23 protein-coding genes are annotated in these 25,406 nt (G+C 70.8%); 17 read left to right on the forward strand and 6 right to left on the reverse strand.

Annotated elements, in window-relative coordinates; all coding sequences use genetic code 11:
• Positions 1–158 precede the first annotated feature (158 nt).
• Positions 159–803 (forward strand): TetR family transcriptional regulator, encoded by a 645-nt coding sequence (locus ACFYZB_RS12935; RefSeq protein ID WP_351204866.1) that lies wholly within the window; start codon positions 159–161, stop codon positions 801–803.
• A 10-nt stretch (positions 804–813) separates the two neighbouring features.
• Here the strand turns inward: ACFYZB_RS12935 and def are convergent, their stop codons facing one another.
• Positions 814–1,353: a peptide deformylase gene (gene def / locus ACFYZB_RS12940; RefSeq protein ID WP_351204868.1), complete on the reverse strand. Its 540-nt coding sequence runs from the start codon at positions 1,351–1,353 to the stop codon at positions 814–816.
• 151 nt (positions 1,354–1,504) lie between these two features.
• Here def and ACFYZB_RS12945 point away from each other — a divergent pair, with 151 nt between their 5' ends.
• From ACFYZB_RS12945 to ACFYZB_RS13000, 12 genes are all read left to right on the forward strand, one after another.
• Positions 1,505–2,743, forward strand: a complete 1,239-nt coding sequence (locus ACFYZB_RS12945) for a MurT ligase domain-containing protein (protein WP_388757799.1) — start codon at positions 1,505–1,507, stop codon at positions 2,741–2,743.
• 30 nt (positions 2,744–2,773) lie between these two features.
• On the forward strand, positions 2,774–3,502 hold the full coding sequence (locus tag ACFYZB_RS12950; protein WP_388757801.1) for a type 1 glutamine amidotransferase: 729 nt from the start codon (positions 2,774–2,776) through the stop codon (positions 3,500–3,502).
• Positions 3,503–3,767: 265 nt separating this feature from the next.
• Positions 3,768–4,793 carry a 6-phosphofructokinase gene (locus ACFYZB_RS12955; RefSeq protein ID WP_388757803.1) on the forward strand — a complete coding sequence of 342 codons (1,026 nt, stop codon included), beginning with the start codon at positions 3,768–3,770 and terminating at the stop codon, positions 4,791–4,793.
• 103 nt (positions 4,794–4,896) lie between these two features.
• Positions 4,897–5,847, forward strand: a complete 951-nt coding sequence (locus tag ACFYZB_RS12960; protein ID WP_388757805.1) for a cytochrome c oxidase assembly protein — start codon at positions 4,897–4,899, stop codon at positions 5,845–5,847.
• An 88-nt stretch (positions 5,848–5,935) separates the two neighbouring features.
• Positions 5,936–6,115 (forward strand): hypothetical protein, encoded by a 180-nt coding sequence (locus ACFYZB_RS12965; RefSeq protein WP_388757807.1) that lies wholly within the window; start codon positions 5,936–5,938, stop codon positions 6,113–6,115.
• Between the two features lie 36 nt (positions 6,116–6,151).
• Positions 6,152–6,637 carry an Lrp/AsnC family transcriptional regulator gene (locus ACFYZB_RS12970; RefSeq protein WP_351204880.1) on the forward strand — a complete coding sequence of 162 codons (486 nt, stop codon included), beginning with the start codon at positions 6,152–6,154 and terminating at the stop codon, positions 6,635–6,637.
• A gap of 153 nt (positions 6,638–6,790) precedes the next feature.
• Positions 6,791–7,600 carry a dimethylargininase gene (gene ddaH / locus ACFYZB_RS12975; protein ID WP_388757810.1) on the forward strand — a complete coding sequence of 270 codons (810 nt, stop codon included), beginning with the start codon at positions 6,791–6,793 and terminating at the stop codon, positions 7,598–7,600.
• Entirely contained in the window at positions 7,600–8,832 is a 1,233-nt protein-coding gene (gene rocD / locus ACFYZB_RS12980; RefSeq protein WP_388757812.1) for an ornithine--oxo-acid transaminase, read from the forward strand. Before ddaH ends, rocD begins: the two co-directional genes overlap by 1 nt.
• A gap of 111 nt (positions 8,833–8,943) precedes the next feature.
• Complete coding sequence (locus ACFYZB_RS12985) at positions 8,944–11,415, forward strand: SpoIIE family protein phosphatase (protein WP_388757814.1); 2,472 nt, start codon at positions 8,944–8,946, stop codon at positions 11,413–11,415.
• A 380-nt stretch (positions 11,416–11,795) separates the two neighbouring features.
• Positions 11,796–13,784 (forward strand): ABC transporter ATP-binding protein, encoded by a 1,989-nt coding sequence (locus ACFYZB_RS12990; RefSeq protein ID WP_388757816.1) that lies wholly within the window; start codon positions 11,796–11,798, stop codon positions 13,782–13,784.
• Between the two features lie 52 nt (positions 13,785–13,836).
• Positions 13,837–15,318, forward strand: a complete 1,482-nt coding sequence (locus ACFYZB_RS12995; protein WP_388757817.1) for a methyltransferase — start codon at positions 13,837–13,839, stop codon at positions 15,316–15,318.
• Between the two features lie 63 nt (positions 15,319–15,381).
• Positions 15,382–16,608, forward strand: a complete 1,227-nt coding sequence (locus ACFYZB_RS13000; protein ID WP_388757819.1) for an NUDIX domain-containing protein — start codon at positions 15,382–15,384, stop codon at positions 16,606–16,608.
• A gap of 30 nt (positions 16,609–16,638) precedes the next feature.
• On the opposite strand, the gene ACFYZB_RS13005 is transcribed toward ACFYZB_RS13000, so the two are convergent.
• Positions 16,639–17,010 (reverse strand): hypothetical protein, encoded by a 372-nt coding sequence (locus ACFYZB_RS13005; RefSeq protein WP_388757821.1) that lies wholly within the window; start codon positions 17,008–17,010, stop codon positions 16,639–16,641.
• Positions 17,011–17,072: 62 nt separating this feature from the next.
• Here ACFYZB_RS13005 and ACFYZB_RS13010 point away from each other — a divergent pair, with 62 nt between their 5' ends.
• The gene (locus tag ACFYZB_RS13010; protein WP_388757823.1) at positions 17,073–17,534 is read left to right on the forward strand and encodes a MarR family winged helix-turn-helix transcriptional regulator; all 462 of its coding nucleotides are present in this window, start codon (positions 17,073–17,075) and stop codon (positions 17,532–17,534) included.
• A gap of 302 nt (positions 17,535–17,836) precedes the next feature.
• Positions 17,837–19,177, forward strand: coding sequence for a peptidase S8 (locus tag ACFYZB_RS13015; RefSeq protein WP_388757825.1), 1,341 nt, complete (start codon positions 17,837–17,839; stop codon positions 19,175–19,177).
• Positions 19,178–19,333: 156 nt separating this feature from the next.
• On the opposite strand, the gene ACFYZB_RS13020 is transcribed toward ACFYZB_RS13015, so the two are convergent.
• Positions 19,334–20,008 carry a hypothetical protein gene (locus ACFYZB_RS13020; RefSeq protein ID WP_388757827.1) on the reverse strand — a complete coding sequence of 225 codons (675 nt, stop codon included), beginning with the start codon at positions 20,006–20,008 and terminating at the stop codon, positions 19,334–19,336.
• Positions 20,009–20,325: 317 nt separating this feature from the next.
• On the opposite strand from ACFYZB_RS13020, the gene ACFYZB_RS13025 reads away from it, so the two are divergent.
• Positions 20,326–21,051, forward strand: a complete 726-nt coding sequence (locus ACFYZB_RS13025; protein WP_388757829.1) for a lysophospholipid acyltransferase family protein — start codon at positions 20,326–20,328, stop codon at positions 21,049–21,051.
• Between the two features lie 62 nt (positions 21,052–21,113).
• Positions 21,114–22,136: an NAD-dependent epimerase/dehydratase family protein gene (locus ACFYZB_RS13030; RefSeq protein WP_388757831.1), complete on the forward strand. Its 1,023-nt coding sequence runs from the start codon at positions 21,114–21,116 to the stop codon at positions 22,134–22,136.
• A gap of 51 nt (positions 22,137–22,187) precedes the next feature.
• Here ACFYZB_RS13030 and ACFYZB_RS13035 read toward each other — a convergent pair whose 3' ends face one another.
• The 3 genes from ACFYZB_RS13035 to ureG all read right to left on the reverse strand — a co-directional run bounded on the left by ACFYZB_RS13035 (position 22,188) and on the right by ureG (position 25,364).
• Positions 22,188–23,786, reverse strand: coding sequence for an alpha/beta hydrolase (locus ACFYZB_RS13035; protein ID WP_388757834.1), 1,599 nt, complete (start codon positions 23,784–23,786; stop codon positions 22,188–22,190).
• A 145-nt stretch (positions 23,787–23,931) separates the two neighbouring features.
• A complete protein-coding gene (locus tag ACFYZB_RS13040; protein ID WP_388758112.1) occupies positions 23,932–24,690 on the reverse strand; it encodes an urease accessory protein UreD in 759 nt (252 codons plus the stop codon).
• The gene (gene ureG / locus ACFYZB_RS13045) at positions 24,687–25,364 is read right to left on the reverse strand and encodes an urease accessory protein UreG (protein ID WP_351204908.1); all 678 of its coding nucleotides are present in this window, start codon (positions 25,362–25,364) and stop codon (positions 24,687–24,689) included. Before ureG ends, ACFYZB_RS13040 begins: the two co-directional genes overlap by 4 nt.
• Positions 25,365–25,406: the final 42 nt, after the last annotated feature.

Raw genomic sequence — 25,406 nt, forward strand, 5'->3', positions numbered from 1 at the left:
GGCGGCAATGCGATGTTACTAGCGGTAACTCGAGTCTGTTACCGACCGGTAGGAAAAGTCAACCGCTGATGACGTCTCGGCATCCCGTTCGATGTCAGGGGCACAGTCAGTGTTAGTTTGCGCAGGCGTCACCGAAACAGCAGGGGTGGGGAGAGCACATGGACACCACACAGCGGACCGACCAGCAGCGGTCCGCCGACCGCCGACGGCGCGAGTTGCTGGAGGCCGCCGACCGGGTGGTGCTGCGCGACGGCCCGCAGGCGTCGATGAACGCGATCGCCGCGGAAGCCGGCATCACGAAGCCGATCCTTTACCGCCACTTCGGCGACAAAGGCGGCCTTTATGCCGCTTTGGCCAAGCGGCACACCGATGCGCTGCTCGATTCCCTGCGGGCGGCCCTGGACGCTCCGGTGGACCGGCGGGAGCGGGTCGAGTCGACGCTGGACACGTATCTCGCCGCGATCGAGGCACGACCCCAGGTGTACCGGTTCCTGATGCATCCGGCGGAGGGGAGCGGGGGCGGTGACCAGGGGTTCGACGTCGGCAAGCATTCGGCTCCGCTGCTGCGGCGCATGGGCGAGGAACTGGCCCAGGTCATCGAGGAGCGAGTGGATCTGGGACCGGAGAGCCAGCAGCTGTCCCGGGTCTGGGGGCACGGGATCGTCGGGATGATGCATGCGGCCGGGGACTGGTGGCTGGGGGAACGCCCTTGTTCCCGGGCGGAGTTGGTGCGGTCCCTCGCCGACTTGTTGTGGGGTCGCCTCGCGGCGGCCGGCGACAGGATGGGGGGCCCGGGGTTCTAGGTGGTCTCGCCTAGCCACTCCATGAAGCCCGGCTGATCCGCCTCGCCAGCCTCCGCTTCCGCCAACCCGTCAGACGGTCCGCGTACACCCGGCCCTCCAGGTGGTCGCACTCGTGCTGCAGGCACCGCGCGAAGAAACCCGTGCCGTGCACGGTGACCGGTTCCCCGGTCACCGTGCAGCCCTCGACCACCGCATGGTCGTAGCGCTCGGTCCCTGCCTCCAGGCCCGGCAGGGACAGGCACCCCTCGGGCCCCCGGAGGACCACCCCGTCGGCCTCGACCAGCCGCGGGTTCACCACATGTCCCAGATGTCGCACCTCGTCGTCGTCCGGGCAGTCGTACACGAACACCCGGAGCGGCACCCCCACCTGATTCGCCGCCAGACCGACCCCCTGCGCCGCGTACATCGTGGCGAACAGGTCCTCCACGAGCGCCGCCAGTTCGGGGCCGAATTCGGTGACTTCCCGGCATTGTTCGCGCAAACCGGCGTCGCCGAGCAGGGTGAGAGGCCGGACGCGCCCGTGGGCGCCCGGAATGAAACCGTGTCGCATGGCGGCAAGGGTACGGTTCGTATCGCCCATGCCCGCCGCTCGAGCCGTGGGCCGGGATTCGGGTGTGCGAACGGATCTCGATAGGCTGAGGGCACACCACGCTGCCGGATGGCCCCAGGCGCGGCGCGTACGCAAGGAGGATCGAGAACTGATGGCAGGCAACTCGGACCCGCTCACGCCGCGGGCGAAGCTGGCCGTGACCGCCGGCAAGGCGGTCGCTGCGGCATCGCGCGCCGCGGGGCGCGGCAGCGGGTCGGTGATCGGTGGCCGGGTCGCGCTGAAACTCGACCCCGACCTGCTCGCCCGGCTCGCGCAGAACCTGGACGTCATCCTGGTGTCCGCCACCAACGGCAAGACGACGACCACCCGGCTGATCGCCGAGGCGCTGCGCGCCGCGGGCCCGGTCGTGTCGAACGCGCTGGGCGCCAACATGCCGGCCGGTATCACCTCCGCGCTCGCCGGCGGCTCGGACGCGAAGTTCGGTGTGATCGAGGTCGACGAGAAGTACCTGGCCGGTGTGGCCCGGGACACCGACCCGAAGTGCATCGCCCTGCTCAACCTCTCCCGCGACCAGCTCGACCGTGCGGCCGAGACCCGCATGCTCGCCGAGAACTGGCGCGAGGGTCTGGCCGGGTCCAAGGCCGTGGTCGTCGCCAACTGCGACGACCCGCTGGTGGTGTGGGCCGCTTCGTCGTCCCCCAATGTGATCTGGGTCGCGGCCGGGCAGATGTGGAAGGACGACGCCTGGTCCTGCCCGGCCTGCGGTGGCGTGATGCAGCGCCCCGGCGAGGACTGGTTCTGCGGCGAGTGCGGGTTCCGGCGGCCCACGCCGACCTGGGCGCTGTCCGGGGATCACGTGCTCGATCCGCACGGGTCCGCGTGGCCCATCCATCTGCAGCTGCCGGGCCGGGCCAACAAGGCCAACGCGGCCAGCTCGGCCGCCGTCGCCGCCGTCTTCGGGGTGCCGCCGCAGGTCGCCCTGGAACGGATGTACCAGGTGCAGGCCGTCGCGGGTCGCTATGACGTCGTGCAGTTCCAGAACCGCGACCTGCGGCTGCTGCTGGCCAAGAACCCGGCCGGCTGGCTGGAGACGTTCTCCCTGATCGACCCGCCGCCCACCCCGGTGATCCTGTCCGTGAACGCCCGCGGCGCCGACGGCACCGACACCTCCTGGCTGTGGGACGTCGACTACACCCGGCTGACCGGCCACCCGATCTTCGTGATCGGCGACCGGAAGCTGGACCTCGCCGTCCGTCTGGAGGTCGCGAACCAGCACTTCCAGGTCTGCGAGAACCTCGACCAGGCCGTGCAGATGTGCCCGCCGGGCCGGATCGAGGTCATCGCGAACTACACCGCGTTCCAGGACCTGCGCCGCCGCGTCGGCAACTGATCTTCTGATCCTCGAAGGGCGATCACCTCAATGAGCGACAACCAACTGCGGCTGGTGTGGATCTACCCGGACCTGCTGAGCACCTACGGCGACCAGGGCAACGCCCTCGTCGTGGAGCGGCGGGCCCGGCAGCGTGGCCTGGACGTGGCCCGTCTCGACGTGCGCAGCGACCAGCCGATCCCGACCTCCGGCGACATCTACCTGATCGGCGGCGGCGAGGACCGTCCGCAGCGGCTGGCGGCCGAGCGGCTGCGCCGGGACGGGCATCTGCAGCGGGCGGTGCAGAACGGCGCGATCGTCTTCTCCGTCTGCGCCGGCTACCAGATCCTCGGCCACGAGTTCATCAACGATCTCGGCCAGCGCGAGCCGGGCCTCGGTCTGCTCGACGTGGTGTCGGTGCGCGGCGAGGGCGAGCGGTGCGTCGGTGACGTACTCGCCGACATCGACCCCCAGCTGGGCCTGCCGCAGCTGACCGGCTTCGAGAACCACCAGGGCGTGACCCACCTCGGCCCCACCGCCCGTCCCTTCGCGCGGGTGCAGATGGGCAAGGGCAACGGCACGGGGGACGGCACGGAGGGCGCGTACAACGGGACCGTCTTCGGCACGTACATGCACGGCCCCGTCCTCGCCCGAAACCCGCAGATCGCCGACCTCCTGCTGAAGCTGGCGCTCGACGTCAACGCGCTGCCGCCGACCGACGACCGCTGGTACGAGGCGCTCCGCAACGAGCGCATCGCGGCTGCGCAGCAGCCCGCGTGAACACCGTTGCGCAGCAGCCCGCGTGAACATTGCTGCTCAGCAGCCCGCGTAAGCGGCGCGACAGCAAGACTTCAGCAACATCTCAGCGACCTCCGGCAGCCTCGTAACGGGCCCGCCTGACAGGCCGTCCGCTCACATGTGCGGGCGCGTCCAGCAGGCGGACGCCCGCTACGGAGCCACCCCCTCACGCCGGTAGGGTGGCCGGGAATCCGCCGGACAACGTGGTCCGGTTTACCCGGCCCACGTTGAGAAGGTATTTCGGGCTATGCGCATTGGTGTCCTCACGTCCGGCGGCGACTGCCCCGGCCTGAACGCCGTCATCCGGTCCGTCGTGCACCGTGCCGTCGCCGACCACGGCGACGAGGTCATCGGTTTCCGGGACGGCTGGAAGGGCCTCCTGGAGTGCGACTACCTCAAGCTCGACCTCGATGCCGTGGGCGGCATCCTGGCGCGCGGCGGCACCATCCTCGGCTCCTCCCGGGTCCGCCCGGAGCATCTGCGGGACGGCGTCGAGCGCGCCAAGGGCCATGTCGCGGAGCTCGGCCTGGACGCGATCATCCCGATCGGCGGTGAGGGCACGCTGAAGGCGGCCCGGCTGCTGTCCGACAACGGGCTGCCGATCGTGGGCGTGCCCAAGACGATCGACAACGACATCGCTGTCACGGACGTCACCTTCGGCTTCGACACGGCCGTCACCGTGGCGACGGAGGCCCTGGACCGGCTGAAGACCACCGCCGAGTCGCACCAGCGCGTGCTGATCGTGGAGGTCATGGGCCGGCACACCGGCTGGATCGCGCTGCACTCGGGCATGGCGGCCGGCGCCCACGCCATCGTCGTCCCGGAACGGCCCTTCGACATCGAGGAGTTGACGCGGAAGGTCGGCGAGCGGTTCGAGGCGGGCAAGCGGTTCGCCATCGTCGTCGCGGCCGAGGGCGCCAAGCCGCAGCCCGGCAGCATGGACTTCGACGAGGGCGGCAAGGACATCTACGGCCACGAGCGCTTCGCCGGCATCGCCCGGCAGCTGTCGGTCGAACTGGAACACCGGCTCGGCAAGGAGGCGCGGCCGGTGATCCTGGGGCATGTGCAGCGGGGCGGCACGCCGACGGCGTACGACCGCGTGCTGGCGACCCGTTTCGGCTGGCACGCGGTGGAGGCCGTGCACCGGGGCGAGTTCGGGCGGATGACGGCTCTGCGCGGGACCGACATCGTGATGGTGTCGCTGGCCGAGGCCGTCGAGACGCTGAAGACCGTCCCGGTGGAGCGGTACGACGAGGCGGAGTGCGTCCTGTAGTTCATCCGAGAACAACCCGCCCCCGGTCACGGCCATGACCGGGGGCGGTTCTACGCTGGGGGGCGGACAACTCGCACAACCCCCACGAATCAGGAGCCGCCGGATGGACCACAGCGGGCACGGCATGATGATGGATCTGCCGCCGTTCACGCTGGGACGGGGGCTGGAGTGGTCCACCGACCCGTTCTTCCTCGTCGCCTGCCTGCTCGGGCTCGGGCTCTACGGGTGGGGTGTCGTACGGCTGCGGCGGCGCGGGGACGCGTGGTCGGCCGGCCGTACCGTGTCGTACGTCGTAGGTGTGCTGACCGTCGCCCTGGTGATGTGCACCAGGCTGAACGACTACGGCATGGTCATGTTCAGTGTGCACATGGTGCAGCACATGGTGATCAGCATGCTGTCGCCGATCCTGATCCTGCTCGGCGCGCCGGTCACGCTGGCGCTGCGGGCGCTGCCGACCGCCGGCCGGGACCGCAAGGGCCCGCGCGAGCTGCTGCTGGGGCTGCTGCACAGCCGCTACATGCGGATCGTCACGCACCCGGCGTTCACGATCCCGATGTTCATCGCGAGCCTGTACGTCCTGTACTTCACCCCGCTGTTCGACTTCCTGATGGGGTCGAAGGCCGGGCACATCGCGATGATGGTCCACTTCTTCGCCGTGGGCATGGTGTTCTTCTGGCCGATCATGGGCGTCGACCCGGGCCCGCACCGACCGGGATACGTGATGCGGATGCTGGAGCTGTTCGCGGGCATGCCGTTCCACGCGTTCTTCGGTATCGCGCTGATGATGGCGACGTCGCCGATGGTCGGCACCTTCGAGCACCCGCCCGCCTCGCTCGGCATCGACGCGCTGTCCGACCAGAACGCGGCCGGTGGCATCGCCTGGGCGTTCAGCGAGATCCCGTCCGTGCTGGTGCTGATCGCGCTGTTGTTCCAGTGGTACGGCTCCGAGCAGCGGCAGGCCAGGCGCAAGGACCGGGCCGCGGACCGGGACGGCGACAAGGAGCTGGAGGCGTACAACGCCTATCTGGCCTCGCTGAACGCTCGCGAGAGCTGAGCCGCACGCGAGAGCTGGGCGGAGCCGTCCCGTCCGGGCGGAAACCGGGGCACCATGGTCGTGGACGGACCATGAGGAGGGTGTCGCGATGCCCGGTTCCATGAACGGTTCCACGAATGGCTCCACCAAGGCGATGGGGGCTGTCACGGTCGGCGGGCTGGTCGTCGTGACCGCCTACACGGTCGCGCTCGGCAGCAACGGCTGGCTGTGGTTCGGATGGGTGGTGCTGGCTCTGCTGACGCTCGCCATGGTCGTGACCCAGTCGTGAGGCGGGCCGCCGGGCGGGGCTGACTACAGTGCCCGCATGAACAGCAGGACGACCTCGTTCGACGACCTCGACCGCAAGATCATCACCGCGCTGATGGCGAACGCCCGGACCAGCTTCGCCGAGATCGGCGCGGGCATCGGACTGTCCGCGACCGCGGTCAAGCGGCGCGTGGACCGGCTCCGGGAGACCGGGGTGATCACCGGGTTCACCGCCACGGTGAAGCCCTCCGCGCTCGGCTGGCGCACCGAGGCGTACGTCGAGGTGTACTGCGAGGGCGCGGCCCCGCCCCGGCGGCTGGCGGAGGTCGTGCGCAACCATCCGGAGATCACGGCGGCCATGACGGTCACCGGCGGCGCCGACGCGCTGCTGCATGTCCGGGCGCGGGACGTGGAGCACTTCGAGGAGGTGCTGGAGCGGATCCGGGTCGAACCGTTCATCCGCAAGACGATCAGCGTGATGGTGCTGTCCCACCTCCTCCCGGACAGCCCGGAAGCGGGCGCGACCCACGCGGCACCGGAATAGGGCGAGGCATGCGCAGGAGTCGTGCGCATACCCGCCGAAGAACGCAGCGATGCTGCGCATCTACGCAGCTTTCGTTTCTTGTCGGCCGTCTGCCTCCCTTTCTACCGTGGTGTGCACCCCCAGTGACACATAGCAAAGCGGAGGAAACCCTCTGTGTCCGAAAGCCGTGTACAGCGTCCTCGGCGCTTCCTCGTCTGCGAACCCAGACACTTCGCCGTGCAGTACGCGATCAATCCCTGGATGCACCCCGACAGGCCGGTCGACGTGGACCTCGCCCGCGAACAGTGGCAGACACTGATCCGCGCCTACCGCGCCCACGGTCACACCGTCGAGTCGGTCGAGCCGGTCCCCGGGCTGCCCGACATGGTGTTCGCCGCCAACGCGGCGTGCGTGGTCGGCGGCCGTGTCTTCGGCTCCCTGTTCCACGCCCCGGAGCGGCGCCCGGAGTCGCTGCACTACGACACCTGGTTCAAGGCCGCGGGCTACGACGTGTACCGCCCGGAGTCGGTGAGCGAGGGTGAGGGCGACCTGGTGTGGACGGGCCGGTACGTGCTCGCCGGCACCGGGTTCCGCACCACCCGTGAGGCGCACCGGGAGGCACAGGAGTTCCTTGGTCACCCGGTGATCGGCCTGACCCTGGTGGACCCGTACTTCTACCACCTGGACACGGCGCTGTTCGTCCTCGACGACGACAACATCTGCTACTACCCCGAGGCGTTCTCGGCCGGCAGCCGCGAGGTGCTGCGCCGGCTGTACCCGGACGCGGTGCTCGCCACCCGCGAGGACGCGCTGGCGTTCGGCCTGAACTCCGTCTCCGACGGCCACAACGTCTTCATCGCCCCCCAGGCCGAGGCACTCGCCGAGCGCCTCTCGGGCCAGGGTTACGTCCCCGTCCCCGTCGACCTGTCCGAGTTCCACAAGGCCGGCGGCGGCATCAAGTGCTGCACCCAGGAGATTCGCTGATGACCGCGCCTTCTCAGGTATCCGCCCGCACCCGTACGTCCGCCGAGCTGATCCGTGCGGAGGAGCCGGTCCTCGCACACAACTACCACCCGCTGCCGGTGGTGGTCGCCCGCGCCGAGGGCACCTGGGTGGAGGACGTCGAGGGCAACCGGTACCTGGACATGCTCGCCGGCTACTCGGCCCTGAACTTCGGCCACCGTCACCCCGCGTTGATCGAGGCCGCGCACCGCCAGCTCGACCAGCTGACGCTGACCTCCCGCGCCTTCCACAACGACCGGCTCGCCGAGTTCGCCGAGCGGCTGGCGGAGCTGACCGGGCTGGACATGGTGCTGCCGATGAACACCGGCGCGGAGGCGGTGGAGAGCGCCATCAAGGTGGCCCGCAAGTGGGCGTACGACGTCAAGGGCGTTCCCGCCGACGAGGCGACGATCGTGGTCGCGGCGGAGAACTTCCACGGCCGTACGACGACCATCGTCAGCTTCTCCACCGACGAGACGGCCCGGGCGGGCTTCGGCCCCTTCACGCCCGGCTTCAAGATCGTGCCGTACAACGATCCGGCCGCGCTGGAGGAGGCCGTCGACGAGACCACGGCGGCCGTGCTGATCGAGCCCATCCAGGGCGAGGCGGGCGTGCTGATCCCGGACGACGGCTATCTCGCCGCGGTGCGCGAGCTGACCCGCCGCAAGGGCTGCCTGTTCATCGCCGACGAGATCCAGTCGGGGCTCGGGCGCACCGGCCGCACCTTCGCCGTCGAGCACGAGGACGTCGTACCGGACGTGCTGCTGCTCGGCAAGGCGCTGGGGGGCGGGATCGTGCCGGTGTCGGCGGTGGTGGCCCGGCGCGAGGTGCTGAGTGTGCTCCACCCGGGCGAGCACGGCTCGACGTTCGGCGGCAACCCGCTGGCGGCGGCGGTCGGCACGGCCGTGGTCGAGCTGCTGCGGACCGGCGAGTTCCAGCAGCGGGCCGCCGAGCTGGGCGTGGTCCTGCGGGACGGGCTGACCGAGCTGGCCGGCCGGGGCGTGGTCGGCTTCCGCTCCCGTGGCCTGTGGGCGGGCGTCGACATCGACCCGGCGATCGGCACCGGTCGCGAGGTCAGTGAGCGGCTGATGCGGGAGGGGGTCCTGGTGAAGGACACCCACGGTTCCACGATCCGGCTGGCGCCACCGCTGACGATCACGGCGGAGGAGCTGCGCTCCGCGCTGGCGGCACTGGAGAAGGTGCTGGGTCGCTGACCCGGTGGGGGGGTGGCTACGGGCCGCCCCCCGTCCCGCCGCTCGTTCGCCCCAAGGGTGAAGATTGAGCCATGAGGGGGTAGACCACTCTCAGCTAGAGAGAGGTCGGCCGTGAGCACTCACGAGGAGCAGGACGTCACCCGGCGGTTCGACGTGGCCGACGCCGCGCCCCTGCTGCTCGACGCGCACGGCGTGGTGACGAGCTGGACGCAGGGCGCCCAGCGTCTGCTCGCGTACACGGCCGCCGAGGTGGTGGGCACCCGGGTGACCGGCCTGCTGTCCGCGGAGGACGCCGAGCGGGTGCCCGAACTGGCCGAGCGCTGCCGCAGGGACGGCGGCTGGGCGGGTCTGCTGACCGCGCGGCGCAAGGGCGGGCAGCCGATGCGGGTGATGGTGCGGATCACTCCGGCTGTGGAACCCGGCGGGGCAGCGCACTGGCTGGTTCTCGTCTCCGACGTGGCCGGGGGACGCGGCTGGGACATGAGCCGTGGGGTGCTGGAACAGATGGTGACCGACTCCCCGGTCGGCATCGCGATCGTGGACACCGATCTGCGGTGCGTGTGGTCGAACGCGGCCCTGGAGCGGTACGGCGGCGGCTCCCCGCAGGAGCGGCTGGGGCGGCGGCTGGCGGAGATCCAGCCGGGGCTCGACTCCGAGGGCATCGAGGCGCAGATGCGGCACGTGCTGGAGACCGGCCGGCCCGTGGTCGGCTACGAGCACGTCGGCAAGGTGCGGTCCGCGCCGCGCCGGGAGACGGCGCACATGATGTCGTTCACCCGCCTCGACGACGACCAGGGCCACCCGATGGGCGTCTACTACACGGTCGTCGACATCACCGAGCGGTACCGCGCCCGGCAGCGCCTGGCCCTGCTCGACCGGGCCGGCGAGCAGATCGGCCGCACCCTGGACATCGTGCGGACCGCGCAGGAACTGGCCGACACGGGCGTGCAGGAGTTCGCCGACTTCGTCAGCGTGGACCTGCTGGAGTCCGTGCTGCGGGGCGCGGAGCCGGAGCCGGGGCCGGTGCGCGACACGGACCAGGTGCGGCTGCGGCGGGCCGGGCACCAGTCGGTGATGGCCGGGGTCCCGGAGGCCGTCGTGGGGATCGGCGAGGCGGCCGCCTATTTCGCCGGATCGCCGCCGATCCGCAGTCTGACCACGGGCCGGTCCTGGCGCGAGGAACGGCTCGACCCGCTCGCCAAGGAGTGGGCCACCGGCCTCCCGGGCGGCCGGGCGGCGACCTTTCTGGAGCTGGGCCTGCACAGCGTGATGATCGTGCCCATCCGCGCCCGGGGCATCACGATGGGCGTCACCACCTTCTTCCGGCGCCACCGTCAGGACCCGTTCGACGAGGACGACCTGAGTCTCGCCGAGGACCTGGTGTCCCGGGCGGCGGTCTGCGTGGACAACGCCCGTCGCTACACCCGCGAGCGGGACGCGGCCCTGGTCCTGCAGCGCAGCCTGCTGCCGCGCCGGCTGCCCGAGCAGGAGGCGGTGGAGGTGGCCGCCTGCTACCGTCCCGCCGACGAGCTGACCGGCCTCGGCGGCGACTGGTACGACATCATCCCGCTGTCCGGTGCGCGCGTTGCCCTGGTCGTGGGCGAGGTGCCGGGGCACGGGATCGACGCCGCGGCGGCCATGGGGCGGCTGCGCACCGCCGTTCACACCCTCGCAGCACTCGATCTGCCGCCCGAGGAGGTCCTCGCGCACCTCGACGACCTGGTGGGGAGGATGGCCCGGGAAGAGGGCGTCCGGCCCGAGGACCCGGAGGCCGCCGGAATCCAGGCGGTGGGGGCGGGGTGCGTGTACGTCGTCTACGACCCCGTCACCGGCGAGTGCGCGATGGCCGCCGCGGGCCATCCCGCGCCCGCCGTCGTCCTGCCCGACGGCGCCGTCAGCTTCGTCGACCTGCCGCAGGGGTCGCCGCTCGGGGCGGGCGGTCCGCCCTTCGAGGCGGTCGAGCTGACCCTGGACGAGGGCAGCATGCTGGCCCTGCACACCGACGGGCTGCTGGTCCACGGGGACGACCGGGACAGTGCGGGGGCCGTCGCCGCGGACCGCGACCGGCTGCGCCGGGCTCTGGAACGGGGCGCCCCCACGCTCGACAGGCGCTGCCGGGCGGTGGTCGAGTCGCTGGTCCCGGCCCGGCCGCACGACGACGTGGCCCTGCTGATGGCCCGCACCAGGCTGCTCGGCGCCGGCCGGGTCGCCGACTGGGTGCTGCCCGCGGACCCGGCCGTGGTCGCCGACGCCCGCAAGGAGGCCGGCCGGCAGCTGAGCGAGTGGGGGTTGCAGGAGCTGGTGTTCACCACGGAACTGGTGGTGAGCGAGCTGGTCACCAACGCCATCCGGCACGCGGAGGGCCCCGTCCGGCTGCGGCTGATCAGGGACCGGGAAGCCCTGATCTGCGAGGTCTCCGACGGCAGCGCCACCGCGCCCCATCTGCGCCATCCGCGCGCCACGGACGAGGGCGGCCGCGGACTGCTGCTGGTCTCCCAGTTCACCCAGCGGTGGGGAACCCGCTTCATCCTCGGCGGCAAGATCATCTGGGCCGAGCAGTCCACGACGGACCAGCCGGACTGAGCTGCACGGACGAGGAGTTCCTGGGGGTGGCCGGGCGCGTCCGGGTTAGGGCCGACTGCGCCCGAGCCCGCTGTGGACCGGACTCACCGGACGCGCCGTCGTGCCGTTCGGCCCGCGGGTCGGCGGCACGCTCGGCGATTCGGCCACCGCCGCTTCTGGCCCGGTCCTTGTGCGGCAAGGGTCGGTGCAACCGACATGCTCCGGCGCCCGCTCCAGTACGGGGTTACCAGCACGACCGAAACACATGTGTTCGAAATGCCGGCGGAGTCGTTGAGCCGTATGAACCAGCCGCACAACTCAAGGGGGACCACGATGACTTCGCCCGGCACACAGGCGCGACCGGCGCCCGACGCATCGTCCACGAGCACGGGAGGCGCCTGGTGAAGAGGTTCTTCGGACGCGTGCGGATGGCCGAGCCCCCGGTCTCCGATGCCGAGCAGGAGCTCTTCGGCGGTCCTCTGCGCTACGACCTCGGCTGGTCCGAACACGAGCGTGCCCGGCTCGACCTGACGATGATGTCGGCTCTGCGTTCCATGCCGAGGCTGGTCGGGACGACCTTGCGGATGGCGTGGCACGCGGACCGCCGCGCTCTGCTCACGGTCGCGATCTGCGAGATCGGGCAGGGTTTCGCCGCGGCCATCGGGTTGCTCGCGGTCAACGCCGTCATGCACGCACTGCTCGGCTCGGTCACCCCCGGCCACCGGTTGCAGGCGGTCCTGCCGGGACTGCTCGCCGCCGCCGGAGCAGCCGTGGTCAACTCCGGCCTGGCCGGATGGTCCACCTCGCGGGCGGGCCGGCTGGAGCCCCTGGTCGAGCGGATCGCCACGACCCAGTACCTGGCCGCCGCCGCGTCGGTGGAGCTGGAGGCCATCGAGGATCCGGCGTTCCGGCGGCTGATCGACGTCGCCCAGTTCGGCGCCGCCTCCGCCCGCCGCATGATCAGCGCCTGCGTGGCCGCGCTGAACGGGACCATCTCCCTGGTCTCCACGGCGGGCGTGCTCACCATCCTCCACCCGGTCCTGCTGCCGATGCTGATCCTGATCGCGGCGCCGCGCGGCTGGGGCGCGATGCGCGTGGCGCAGGAACGGTATGTGTCGGTGATGAGCTGGATCGAGCACGTGCGGGCGAGCCGTCTCATCGGCAACCTGCTCACCGAGCGCTCCGCCGCACAGGAAGTGCGCATCCACGCCGTCGGGCCGTTCCTGCTCAGCCGCTACGAGCGGATGGCCGAGAGCGCCGAGGCCGAGCAAGCGCGGCTGGCCGCCGGCAAAGCCGTCACCGAGTGGCTGGCCGCCGCGCTGTCCGGATTCGCCATGGCGGCGACGTACGCGGCCATGTTCCTGCTGATCATGAGCGGGCACATGGGTCTGGCCGTGGCCGGGACCGCCGTCATCGCCGTCCGGTCCGGCTCGGCGAGCCTGGGCGCGCTGGTGATGAACATCAACCAGTTGCACGAGGAGTCCCTGTACGTCCGCGACCACGCCCGTTTCCTGGACGAGGCGGCACGGCGCACCATTCCCGGCGGGGGCGATCCCGTTCCGGCACAGGTGAAGCAGGTCGTTCTCGACCAGGTCGGCTACCGCTACCCGGACCGGGACACCCCCGCCCTGGACGGGGTCTCGCTCACGCTGCCCATGGGCTCGGTCACCGCCGTCGTGGGCGAGAACGGCTCCGGCAAGAGCACGCTGATGAAGGTGCTGTCTGGCCTGCTGCTGCCGCAGAGCGGGACCGTACGGTGGGGTGAGGCCGACGTCGCCTCCCTGGACCGCGCCCAGGTCTTCGACCGCGTCGCTCTGCTCACCCAGGACTTCCAACGCTGGCCCGTGACCGCGGCGTTGAACATCCGGATCGGCCGGCCCGGCCGGGAGGCCCGCCCCGAGGACCTTCAGCCGTCCGTCGACTACGCGGGTGCCGGACCGGTCATCACGAAACTCCCCGACGGCCTGCGCAGCCTGCTGGCCCGGATGTTCCGCGGCGCCAGCGAACTGTCCGGCGGCGAGTGGCAGAAGATCGGGCTCGCCCGGACCCACTGGCGCAGCTCCACCTCGGACGACGACAGCCTCCTCATCGTGGACGAGCCCACCTCCGCCCTCGACCCGGAGGCCGAGATCGCCGCTTTCGACCGCATCCGCCGGCTCGCCGCCCCGAACCGGGCCGTCGTCCTGGTCACCCACCGGATGTCCGGCGTCCGCCACGCCGACCAGATCTACGTCCTGCACCACGGACGGCTCGTCGAACACGGCAGCCACGACGCGCTCATGGCCGCCCAGGGGCGTTACGCCTCGATGTTCGACGCGCAGGCCGCCCAGTACATGCCCACGGGCACCATTCCCCGCCCCGCCTCCCCCACCGTCGTGGATCCCGCGTGAGCCTGCCCGAAAGACCCGCTGTGACGACTCCTCCGGAAAGGACGTGAACCTCGTGTTCACCACCCAGGCCGAATGGAACACCGGTTACGCCGCCGGCCACCGCTATCGCCGACTCGGCGACCATGAGCGGTCACTGCTCGCCACGCATGTGCCCGCCCCCGTCGACGGCAGAGCCCTCGACATCGGGTGCGGGGTCGGCGATCTCGCGGCCCACCTGTCCTCGCTGGGCCACCGCGTCGATGCCGTCGACTGGTCCGACAACGCGCTGGCCGAGGCAGCCGCCCAGCACGGAAAGGCCGCCCGGTGGCTGCGCCTGGACATCGAGGGCGACGACTGGACACCCCTGCACGCCGACGGCTACGACGTGATCACCCTGCGGTTCGTGTATCCCTTCCTGAAACACCGCGACCGAACCATGCAGGCCCTCGGCCGCCGCCTGCGCGCCGGCGGTGCCGTCGTGGTCATCGCGCCCCTCGCCGCCGACACCCCGGCCGAGCGGCGAGGCATCGCCCTCGACGAGAACGAGCTCGCCCGACTGCAGGCCGGCTGGTCCGCCGTCGAGCGCCACGACACCGAGGGACTGGCCTTCGTGGTGCTGCGCGGCCCTCACCCGGTCGAGGCCACGCCCTCGTCCGAGTCATCGGCCGACCGCACGCGGCACGCGCTCACTGACCGTCAAGGCGCCCCACCCCCCTTGCGGCAGCACCACTTCGACCTGCGGGAGCGCTACTACGCGCAGGTGGAGTCCGGACGCAAGACGATCGAGGTACGCGTCCGAACCCCCACGAAAGCGGCCGTGGAGGCCGGGGACACGATCGTCTTCCGCGAGCCGGGCAGTGGACGGGAACTCGACGTCGTCGCGCAGCGGATCACCCCGTACACCTCGTTCGACGAACTGCTCGACGCCGAGGATCCGGGGCGCATCGATCCCGACTCCACGCGCGAGGAGCAACTGACCAACCTCCGCCGCATCTACCCGCCCGAGAGGGAAGCGCTGGGTCCCCTGGCCTTCGAGTTCGACCACCGTCCGGGACGTCCCGGACGGCCCCTGCCCATGGCTCCCGCCGAGTACGTTCAGACGGTGCCCCACCACACGGTGTACGCCTGCCTGTACCTCCGCGACGAACACGACCGCCCGGTACAGCTGCGCTCCGTGTACGGCAATCGGCCCTGGCAGTTCCCCGGAGGAAACGCCGACGCCGCGGAAGACCCCCTGCAGACCGCACGCCGCGAAGCACGTGAGGAGACCGGACTCGAACTCGGCCGGGGAGAACCCCGCCTCCTGCTGACGCACTACCTCTGCCCCGGCCCCGGCCGGCCGCTGGGCAAGGTCGGCTTCGTCTTCGACGGCGGCCGGCTCGGCTCCGAGCAGCTGCGCCGCATCCGGCTCGACCCGGCCGAACACGATCTGTGGGCCGTCCACGATCTCACCGACTGGCACCGGCTCATGGGTGAGGTGCTCTTCGCCCGTCTCGATGCCATCGAACGCGCACGCCGGGGCGAGGGCCCGAACTACCTCGTGACCGGTCCGTGAGCCGCGAAGCCGGACGCTGAAGCCGCCCCGTCACCGCTCCCCCTCTGCTCTCAGGAGTCTCCCATGTCCGAAGAGGACCTCAACGCCGAAGCATGGACCGTGTACGGCAGACGTCAGCTGAGCCGTGCGTATGTGCCGCCCGTCCCCGAACGCCTGGAATGGGCCCCGTGGAACGGAGTCGGTCCAGGTGCGGAGGTCCTCGGCGACGTCACCGGCAAACGCGTCCTGGACATCGGCTCCGGCGCCGGGCACCACGCCGTGCACCTGGCCCGTACCCACGGGGCACTGGTCACCGCGATCGAGCTGTCCCTCACCCAGCACCAACGCGCCACCGGTGCGCATGCGGGCGCTCCCGGCGTCCAGTTCGTGCACGGCGACGTGGCCGACCACCTGCGCACCGCCGAGCCCTTCGACGCCGCGTACGCCATCGGCACCCTCGCCTTCACCGACCCGCACCGCGTCCTGCCCGCGCTGCGCGACGGCCTGCGCCCAGGTGCACCGCTGGTCCTCTCTCTCCTCCACACCGACCTGCACGGCCACGGTCCGTCCTCGACTGTCGCGCCGCGCGAACAGATGATCAGACTCCGCGACGATCCGCCGTTGCCCACCCAGATGTGGGTCCTGGCCCCCCAGCTGTGGGAGGACCTGCTCACCGAGCACGGCTTCCGGGTCGAGGCCATCGACCTGCTGCGCCCCTCGGACGGGAACAGCCCCGTCGTACAGCAGCTCATCCGCGCGCGCCGCCTCCCGGACCGGTCCTCGCGCATCTCCAGCCGGCCCCGCACCGCACGGCCGCCCGTGCCGCACGCGGCCATCGGCGTCGGCGCCGTCGTCCTCAGCGACCAGGGCGTGCTCCTCGGGCGCCACCATCGAGGGACCCTCGAACTGCCGGGAGGAACCGTGGAGGCCGGGGAGTCCCTGGAAGCGACCGTGATCCGTGAACTCGCCGAAGAGACCGGCCTGATCGCCCGGCCCGACGACATCACTCTCCTGGGCACGCTCGTCGACCACGTCGAACACGTCGTACGGGTCACCGTCGGCGCCCTCGTGAACGCCTGGCACGGCCGGCCGGCCACGCAGCCGGACGAGAGCGTCGGTGACTGGTCCTGGTACCCCTTGGACCGGCTGCCCGACGGCCTGTTCGTGTGCAGCGCCCAGATCCTCACCGCCTGGCGCCCCGACCTGCCCATCGACCATCCCCCGGCGCATTTCACCCCGTACGCCTGTCGCACGGCTCCGTCGGCTCAGGGCGACCGGGCTCTTCCCGATCTCCCACCACCGTCGCCCTGATGCTTGCTCGAGACGCGGGCCACTGAGTGTTCAGTGCATGTGGAACCACCCCGCCGACGCGAGGTGAAGAACACCGAGGAGACCGGCACAGATGGTCATGCCCTTGTTGCGTTGCTGTACGCCTATCGCGGAGTCGCCGATCTGGGCCAGACCGGCGACGGCCAGAACGGGGGCGACGGCAGACCGGTCGCCCATGCCGAGCAGGGCGAGGGTGACGGCGGCGAGAGGGATCGCCCTGGCTCCGTAGGCGTTCGCGTAGAGATGTGTGCCCCCGTTGACGGCCATGCCCTCGGGCAGGGCAAGACCGGGCCTGAACACTCCGGCGACGCAGAAGCCGGCGGAGGCGAGGGAGGCAAGGCCGTTGGCGGCGATGAGGACGGTCTGGACGGTGGACGAGTTCATACTTACGCCTCCCCGTGAATCATTCATATCGTGAATGGTTATTCGACGCTATCATTCTCGACATGAGTGATGTCAATGAGGCGGCGGCCGACGATGCGTCGGGCCTGACCTCGACCGTGGTGTTCAGGCTCGGCACCCTCGGCACAGTGGTCACCGACCGGTTCACACGGCGGATCGAGGAGCTGGGCCTCAAGCCCAAGCACGTCGGTCTGATGGCCACGCTCAGCCTTGCCGCCGTGGCATCCCAGCAGGAACTGGCCGCGCGGATGGGGGTCGCGCCCAGCCTGATGGTGTCGCTGGCCGACTACTTGGAGGGTCTCGGCGCGGTCAAGCGGGTGCGGGATCCGCAGGACCGCCGACGGCAGGTACTGACACTCACGGAGAAGGGGCAAGGCCTGCTGGACCGCTGCACGTCCATGGCGCGGGCCCTGGACGAGGAGTTCGTGGCCGGTCTGACGGAGGAGCAACGGAAGGCGCTGAACGAGGCGCTGCGCGTACTGGCGAAGCGCGCCGACCTGCCGTAGAGGACGACCTGCCGTAGAGGACGAGGAACTCGGCCCCTCCATCGGCCTTCGGTTGGCCGGCGCTGGTGCGGTTGGGGCCGCCGTGGCGAACTCAAGGCGTTCGCGGAGGGCCACCGCATTTGGTTCACCCGCTCACCGCGGCAGCCTCACAAGACCTGCATTGGCATGGCCTTGACCAGCGCAGGACGGCGGCCGCATGGTGAATCGTCTGGCCCGCAGCTCACCTGACATGTCGTCTGTCAATGCTGCTTTTCGCCATGTGGCCTGCCCTTCCGAACCGCCTCAAACCGCACGGAGGCTTGATGCAACGACGCGAGATACCCTCCGGATCCCTGGTGATCCACCGCCCCCGAGCGAGACGTCAGGGGCGGCGGATCGCAGCTGCCCTCACCGCGATGCTCACCCTCACCGGCACCGCGCTCGCCATCGGCCTGGCCGCCAGTGCCCAGGCCGCCGCTCTCTCCTCCGCCCCGCACGCGTCGGCCTCCACGGGCAGAACGGACTTCGGCTGCGCCCATCCCGCGCAAGCGGGACAGGCCCGCTGTTTCGGCGTCCTGAAGGACCACCGCACCGCCTCGGGCCGCATGTCACCGTTCACCACCGGATCCCCGACCACGGCGGGTTACATGCCGTCCGATCTGCGTTCCGCCTATCACCTGGGCGGTACCTCGGGATCCGGCCGGACGGTGGCGATCGTCGACGCCATGGACGACCCGAACGCCGAGTCCGACCTGGCCGCCTATCGCCGTGCCTACGGTCTGCCGTCGTGCACGACCGCCAATGGCTGCTTCCACAAGGTGAATCAGCGTGGCCAGGCATCGCCGCTGCCCTCCGGTGACTACGGATGGGCAGAGGAGATCAGCCTCGACCTCGACATGGTCTCGGCGACATGCCCCGGCTGCCACATCCTCCTGGTCGAGGCAGGTTCGACGGACGTCGCGGATCTCATGAAGGCCGAGGACACCGCCGCCTCCACGTCGGGCGTCGTCTCTGTCTCCAACAGCTGGGGCGGGTCCGAGGACAACACCATCACGTCCTTCGACTCGCACTTCAAGCACTCCGGCGTCGCGATCACAGCGAGTTCGGGTGACTCCGGCTACGGCGTCTCCTGGCCCGCCTCCTCCCCGTACGTCACCGCCGTGGGCGGCACGTCGCTGAGCAAGGCGTCCAACTCGCGCGGCTGGACCGAGACCGCCTGGAGCGGCGCGGGCTCCGGCTGCTCGGCGTACGAGGCCAAGCCGTCCTGGCAACATGACTCCGGATGCGCCAAGCGCACCGTCGCCGATGTGTCGGCGGTCGCCGACCCCAACACCGGGGTGGCGGTCTACGACACCTACAACAACTGCGGTGGCGGAATGCTGTGCGACACCGAGCTTCAGCTCGGCCTCTCACAGGGTGCCGACGGATGGGTCGAAGTCGGAGGCACCAGCGTCTCGTCGCCGATCATCGCGAGCGTCTACGCACTGGCCGGAAACACCTCCCAGGTCGTGAACGGCTCGTATCCGTACAGCCACACGTCGGCACTCAACGACGTCACGTCGGGCAGCAACGGCTCCTGCGGAGGCACTTACCTGTGCACCGCGAAGCCGGGATACGACGGGCCGACCGGCCTCGGCACACCCGACGGCACCGGCGCCTTCTGACGGCGGCGCCGGCCCGGCCGGCAAGGGCTGGGCCCGCACCGCGCCACTGCGGTGCGGGCCCAGCCCTTGCCCCGTCTCAGCCCGTGCTCCACTGTCGGCCCGTACCCGTCCATCGACGTGACGCAGACCGGCAGCGACGCGCACGCGAGCGGTGGATCAGCCGTGGACGACGAACGTCCTGGCCTTGCCGGAGCGACTCGAGCAGGACCGCTTCTCCTCGGCGGTCATCTTCCTGGACTTGACGACCACCGCGTTGCTCTGGCCGTCCGTGCCGTTCGGGGCGGGCCCCGTGACGACGTCGGGGACGAACCAGAAGTAGTGACCCCACCTCCGGTCGTCGTAATGGGTCTGCCAGGTGCCGGAGACGGTCTGCATCACCTGCGCACGGGAGATCCAGCCGACTTCACCGGGTTGGACCGTCATGTTGACGGAGCTGGTCTCCGAGTGCGAGCTCGACCAGGTGTGGCTGTAGGTCGCCGTCACGCTGACGTCGATGATGTCCGCTATCTTGCCGCCGACGGTCACGGACACTCCCGCCGAGTCCGTGGAACCGACCGTGTCGGACCAGGTCATCGACTGGGTGGCGGGCGAGGTGCTGCAGTTGTAGAGCGCGTCGGAGACCCGGTGGAAGCCTCCGAGGTACGCCTGGCCCAGCTTCGGGTCGTTGAAGGTGCACTTCCCTTCGCCCGAGCCACAGTCGGACATGATCTGTGCCCGGGTCGGCTGGTCGTCGGCCGAGGCCGGAACGGCTGTCGCCGCGACCGCGCCCAGGGCAGCCACCGTGAGCGCCAGCACCCGTCCGCCGTGGCGCATCCTGCGGTTGTTCGCCATACATGTGCCTTTCGCTGTGCATGAGGGGGGTCGGCGATCGCAGGAAGAACGACCGGAGGGTCACCGCGATCACCGCCTGTCGCGCTTTCGAAGGCGCAACAACTGCCTTATGTACACCACCAGTTGCCGAAATCCCAGCCACGCCTTCAGACCGTCGTCCGACCAGCCGTCAGCCCACTGCGCAAGGGGGGTCAGCATGAGACCGGCCGGACCTGGCTACAGATGACGACAGGTGCACATCGGTGCATGTTCGAAATTCAAGAGCTGACCTGGGGAAACGCCAGTTCCAAGAGGGCTGGTGGTGAGGAGAGAGAGCCGTGTTCTACTACCTGCTCAAGTACGTCTTGCTGGGTCCCCTGCTGAGACTGGTCTTCCGGCCCCGCATCGAGGGCCTGGAGAACGTGCCGGACTCCGGTCCCGCGATCGTCGCCGGGAACCATCTGTCCTTCTCCGACCACTTCCTGATGCCGGCCATGCTGAGGCGCCGGATCACCTTCCTCGCCAAGGCGGAGTACTTCACCGGACCGGGGCTCAAGGGCCGGCTCACCGCGTTCTTCTTCCGCAGCGCCGGGCAGATCCCGGTGGACCGCTCGGGCAAGGACGCGGGGCAGGCGGCGATCCGCGAGGGCCTCAAGGTGCTGGGCAGGGGCGAGCTGCTCGGGATCTATCCGGAGGGCACCCGGTCGCACGACGGCAAGCTCTACAAGGGCAAGGTCGGCGTCGCGGTGATGGCACTGAGGGCCGGCGTGCCGGTCGTGCCGTGCGCGATGATCGGCACGTTCGAGGCCCAGCCGCCGGGGAAGGTCATCCCGAGCATCCGCCCGGTCACCATCCGCTTCGGCAAGCCGCTCGACTTCTCCCGCTACGCCGGTATGGAGCAGGAGAAGGCGATCCTGCGGGCCGTCACCGACGAGATCATGTACTCCATCCTGGCCCTGTCGGAGCAGGAGTACGTCGACGAGTACGCGGCCGTCGTCAAGGAGCGGCAGGCCGCCGAGAAGGGCACGAGGGAGCGCAGGTTCCCGCGGGCGCCGCTCGGCTGAACCGCCTCTGCCGACGGCAGAAGGACCGTCGCCCGGGCGGCCCACGTGCCTAGGCTCACCGTATGAAGAGAGCTGTGGTGATCGGGGCGAGCGGGCAGATCGGCCGTCCGACGGTGGACGCGCTGGTGCGGGACGGCTGGGAGGTGACGGCCGCCTCGCGCGGCGGCCGCCGGGACCAGGGGTGGGACGACGGGGTACGGACGGTCCGGCTGGACCGCTCCGACGACACGGCACTGGCCGCGCTGATCGGCGACGGCTGCGACCTGGTGGTCGACATGGTCGCGTACGACACCGTGCACGCACGGCAGTTGACGTCCCTGGCGGGCCGTGTCGGTTCGGCGGTCGTCATCTCCAGTGTGTCCGTGTACGACGACGGAACGGGCCGGAACTTCGACACGTCGCACGAGCCGGACGGCTTTCCGGCCTACCCGGTGCCGGTCCCCGAGAACCAGCCGACGGTGGCTCCGGGCGAGGCGTCGTACAGCACCCGCAAGGCCGCTTTGGAGCGTGAACTCCTTTCGGGTTCCGACACGTTGCCGGTGACCGTGCTGCGGCCGGGCGCGGTGCACGGGCCGTACAGTCCACTGCCCCGTGAGCTCTGCTTCGTGAAACGGAATCTCGACGGCAGGCGCAACCGGGTGCTGTCGTACCGGGGCGAGAGCCGGTTCCATCCGTCGAGCGCCCGGAACATCGCCGAACTGGTCCGGCTGGCGGCGGCCCGGCCCGGTACCCGGGTGCTGAACGCCTGTGACGGCGAGGCGCCGACGGTCGCCGAGATCGGCGCGGCGGTCGACGCGGTGATGGGCGTGGAGACGCGGACGAGGTGTCTCGACGGCCCTCCGGAGGGCTCCGTCGGCCGGACGCCGTGGTCGGTTCCGCTGCCGGTCGTCTTCGACATGTCCGCCGCGGAGCGGGAGTTGGGTTACCGGCCGGTGGTGTCGTACGCCGACAGCCTGCCGGAGACGGTCGCCTGGCTGGCGGACGCGCTCGCCGGGCGGGACTGGCGGGAGTGCTTCCCGCTCCTCGCCCAGGTGTATCCGGACCTGTTCGACTACGCGGCCGAGGGCGCCCGGCTCGCGGCATGAGCGAGGGGCGGCCGGAGAGTCCGGCCGCCCCTCGTCACCGTACGATCCCGGTTACGGCTTGGGCGTGGCGTGCGGGCCGCAGGTCACGTCCGCGCCATCCAGCTTGCCGTCGATCAGGTAGGCGTCGACGCGCTGGTTGATGCAGGGATTGACCAGACCGGTCACCCCGTGCGAGCCCGCGTCCTTCTCGGTGATCAGACGGGAGCCCTGGAACCGCTGGTGCAGGGTGACGGCGCCCTCGTACGGGGTGGCCGCGTCCCGGGTGGACTGTACGATCAGCACCTGCGGCAGGCCCTGGTGGGTCGTGACGTGGACCGGTGTCCGCTGCTTGACCGGCCAGGTGGCGCACGGCAGGTTCATCCAGGCGTTGGCCCAGGTCATGAACGGGTACTGGGCGTTGAGCCGGGTGTTGTCCCTGTCCCACTTCTTCCAGCTCGTGGGCCACTTGGCGTCGGTGCACTCGACGGCCGTGTAGACGGCGTTGCCGTTCTCCGCGGAGATGTTCCCGGCCGTGTTCGACAGGTCGGGCGCGGCGGCGTCGACCAGCGCCTTGGTGTCACCGGCGACGTACTTGCTGAACACCGTGGCGACCGGCACCCACGAGGAGTCGTAGTACGGCGCGCTCTGGAAGAAGGAGATCAGCTCGGCCGGGCCGACGACCCCGCCGATGGGGTTCTTCTTGGCGGTGGCGCGCAGCTGGAGCCACTTGTCCTGGACGGCGGCGCGGGTGGTGCCGAGGTGGAAGGCGGCGTCGTTGGCGGCGACCCAGTCCTCCCAGTCCTTCCAGCGGCCCTCGAAGGCGATGTCCTGGTTCAGGTTGGCCTGGTACCAGATGTTCTCGCGGGCGGGGTTGACCACGCTGTCCACGATCATGCGGCGCAGGTGGCCCGGGAACAGGGTGCCGTAGACGGCGCCGAGGTAGGTGCCGTAGGAGACGCCGAGGTAGTTGAGCTTCTTCTCGCCGAGCGCGGCGCGGATGACGTCCAGGTCGCGGGCGGTGTTCGGCGTGGTCATCTGCTGGAGCATCGCGCGGCCGGTGCGGTCCAGGCAGCCGTCCGCGTAACTGCGGGCCAGCTTGCGCTGGGCGGTCTTGTCCGCCTCGGTGTCCGGCACCGGGTCCATCTTCGGCGCCTTCACGAACTCCTGCGGGTCCTCGCAGGAGATGGGCGCGGAGTGGCCGACGCCGCGCGGGTCGAAGCCGACGAAGTCGTAGGCCTTGGCGACGTTCGCCCAGACGGCGTTCTTGGTGGTGACCCGGCGCGGGAAGCGCAGGCCGGAGCCACCAGGACCGCCCGGGTTGTAGACGAGGGCGCCCTGGCGCTCCTCCTTGGTGCCGGTGTTGCCGATGCGGTCCACGGCGAGCTTGATCTGCTTGCCGTACGGGTGGGCGTAGTCCAGCGGCACGCTGACCCAGCCGCACTGGATGGGCTTCTCCAGCCCCCAGTCGGCCGGGCAGTCCTGCCAGTCGATACCGGCCTTGGCGGCGCGGGCGGCGGCTGTCTCCGCGCCCTTGGCCTCCCGGCCCTGGTCGGGCCGGCCGGCGGCACTGGCCGCGGGCGCCGAGACGGCACCGGCGATCAGGGTGGCGGTGACGAGCGCTCCGGCCGAACCGAGCGCCAGCAGGCGGCTCTTCGGTCTGTTGTCCCTCAAGTGGGCCCCTCCCCCTACATCAGGATCACTGCGAGTGGTCAGTTCGGGGATCGTCTCGGCTGTGAGCCGTCTGAGAACAGGGGGCGCCCGCCATCTTTACCAATCCGATAAACGGATGGTCATGTTCGGTAGGGAGGGGCGTACTTCAGCCGAGGCAGGTCAGTGCCTCGTCCAGGACTCGTCGAAGGCGCAGTGCGTCCGGTGCCACCGCGCTGACCAGGACTGCCGGGCCGGCCAGTGGCATCAGGGCCGCGCACTCGCCCAGCAGCCGGGGCTCGACCGGATGGCCCGCGAACTCCTGTCGCACCACGACCAGTTGGCCCACCGCGCGGCGCCCCGCCAGCACCGCCGGTCCGTCCCAGCCCCCCGGCGCCCCGGGCCCGCAGGCCAGCTCCTGGTCCAGCACCGTACGGCCCGCGACCCGCACGGTCAGCCGGCTGGTGAGCCGCCCGGGTTCCTCTCCCGCCCGCCCCAGCACCTGTTCCTCGCGCAGCACGAGCCGGGCGCCGGCGGCGAGTTCGGCGCGGGTGGTGACGTGCAGGTCGCTGCCGCGGGCCGAGATCAACTGCTCGGGGAGCCAGTGCAGTTCGGCGCCGTCGGCCACGTCGAGCCGTACGTCGTAGCGGGCCTCGCCCTTGGCCTGCCCGGGCAGGGCGAGGGTGGCGGCGGCGGAGCCGACGTGCAGCCGGGCACCCTCGGTCACGCTCGCCGCGAGCGAGAAGCGGTCGCCGCCGAGCGGGCCGCTCATCGCGCCGACGACCATGACCCTCGCCTCGCGGCCGCCGGACCGGGTGCGGCGCAGGGCCAGCGGGCCGTCGCTGTCCAGGACGGGCAGCGCGGTGCCGCCGCGGCCGTCGGCGCGGGCCACGATCCGCGCGTCCGCCCGGACCCCGGCGGCCGTCACGCCGTCCACGCGGCGAGCCGCTCGCGCACCCAGGCGGCCACGTCGGCGACGCCCCGCTCGGCGCGCAACGACTGGAAGACGACGGGGAGTTCGGCCCGCTGGTCCTTGGCGTCGGCGGCCATCCGGGCGAGGTCGGAGCCGACGTACGGGGCGAGGTCGGTCTTGTTGACGACGAGCAGGTCGGCGGTGGTGACGCCGGGGCCGCCCTTGCGCGGGATGTCGTCGCCGCCGGCCACGTCGATCACGAAGATCTGCGCGTCCACGAGCCCCTTGGAGAAGGTCGCGGTGAGGTTGTCGCCGCCCGACTCGACGAGGATCAGGTCCAGCGGTCCGACCGCGTCCTCCAGGTCTTCCACGGCTTCGAGGTTGGCGGAGATGTCGTCGCGGATCGCGGTGTGCGGGCAGGCGCCGGTCTCCACGGCGGTGATCCGCTCGGGCGGCAGCACGGCCTCCCGGAGCAGGAACGCGGCGTCCTCACGCGTGTAGATGTCGTTGGTGACGACGGCCAGCGACAGCTCGTCGCGCAGGGCCCGGCAGAGCGCCGCGACGGTCGCGGTCTTCCCGGACCCGACGGGCCCGCCGAGCCCGATGCGCAGGGCACGGCGGGAGCCGTCGGGCCGGTGGGCGTCCGCGCTGAGGGCGGCGGGGCCGGGGTGGGTGTGGTCGAGGTGCATGGGTACGGCTCCTGTAGGGGCGAGAGGCCGGATCACGTGTGC

The organism is Streptomyces sp. NPDC001852 (assembly GCF_042891825.1).
Classification (GTDB): Bacteria; Actinomycetota; Actinomycetes; order Streptomycetales; family Streptomycetaceae; genus Streptomyces.

Excerpts from the sequence above, each read along its gene's own strand:
- ACFYZB_RS12935 (WP_351204866.1), top strand. The coding sequence starts at position 159 with ATGGACACCACACAGCGGACCGACCAGCAGCGGTCCGCCGACCGCCGA.
- def (WP_351204868.1), bottom strand. The coding sequence starts at position 1,353 with ATGCGACACGGTTTCATTCCGGGCGCCCACGGGCGCGTCCGGCCTCTC.
- ACFYZB_RS12945 (WP_388757799.1), top strand. The coding sequence starts at position 1,505 with ATGGCAGGCAACTCGGACCCGCTCACGCCGCGGGCGAAGCTGGCCGTG.
- ACFYZB_RS12950 (WP_388757801.1), top strand. The coding sequence starts at position 2,774 with ATGAGCGACAACCAACTGCGGCTGGTGTGGATCTACCCGGACCTGCTG.
- ACFYZB_RS12955 (WP_388757803.1), top strand. The coding sequence starts at position 3,768 with ATGCGCATTGGTGTCCTCACGTCCGGCGGCGACTGCCCCGGCCTGAAC.
- ACFYZB_RS12960 (WP_388757805.1), top strand. The coding sequence starts at position 4,897 with ATGGACCACAGCGGGCACGGCATGATGATGGATCTGCCGCCGTTCACG.
- ACFYZB_RS12965 (WP_388757807.1), top strand. The coding sequence starts at position 5,936 with ATGCCCGGTTCCATGAACGGTTCCACGAATGGCTCCACCAAGGCGATG.
- ACFYZB_RS12970 (WP_351204880.1), top strand. The coding sequence starts at position 6,152 with ATGAACAGCAGGACGACCTCGTTCGACGACCTCGACCGCAAGATCATC.
- rocD (WP_388757812.1), top strand. The coding sequence starts at position 7,600 with ATGACCGCGCCTTCTCAGGTATCCGCCCGCACCCGTACGTCCGCCGAG.
- ACFYZB_RS13000 (WP_388757819.1), top strand. The coding sequence starts at position 15,382 with ATGTCCGAAGAGGACCTCAACGCCGAAGCATGGACCGTGTACGGCAGA.
- ACFYZB_RS13005 (WP_388757821.1), bottom strand. The coding sequence starts at position 17,010 with ATGAACTCGTCCACCGTCCAGACCGTCCTCATCGCCGCCAACGGCCTT.
- ACFYZB_RS13010 (WP_388757823.1), top strand. The coding sequence starts at position 17,073 with ATGAGTGATGTCAATGAGGCGGCGGCCGACGATGCGTCGGGCCTGACC.
- ACFYZB_RS13015 (WP_388757825.1), top strand. The coding sequence starts at position 17,837 with ATGCAACGACGCGAGATACCCTCCGGATCCCTGGTGATCCACCGCCCC.
- ACFYZB_RS13020 (WP_388757827.1), bottom strand. The coding sequence starts at position 20,008 with ATGGCGAACAACCGCAGGATGCGCCACGGCGGACGGGTGCTGGCGCTC.
- ACFYZB_RS13030 (WP_388757831.1), top strand. The coding sequence starts at position 21,114 with ATGAAGAGAGCTGTGGTGATCGGGGCGAGCGGGCAGATCGGCCGTCCG.
- ureG (WP_351204908.1), bottom strand. The coding sequence starts at position 25,364 with ATGCACCTCGACCACACCCACCCCGGCCCCGCCGCCCTCAGCGCGGAC.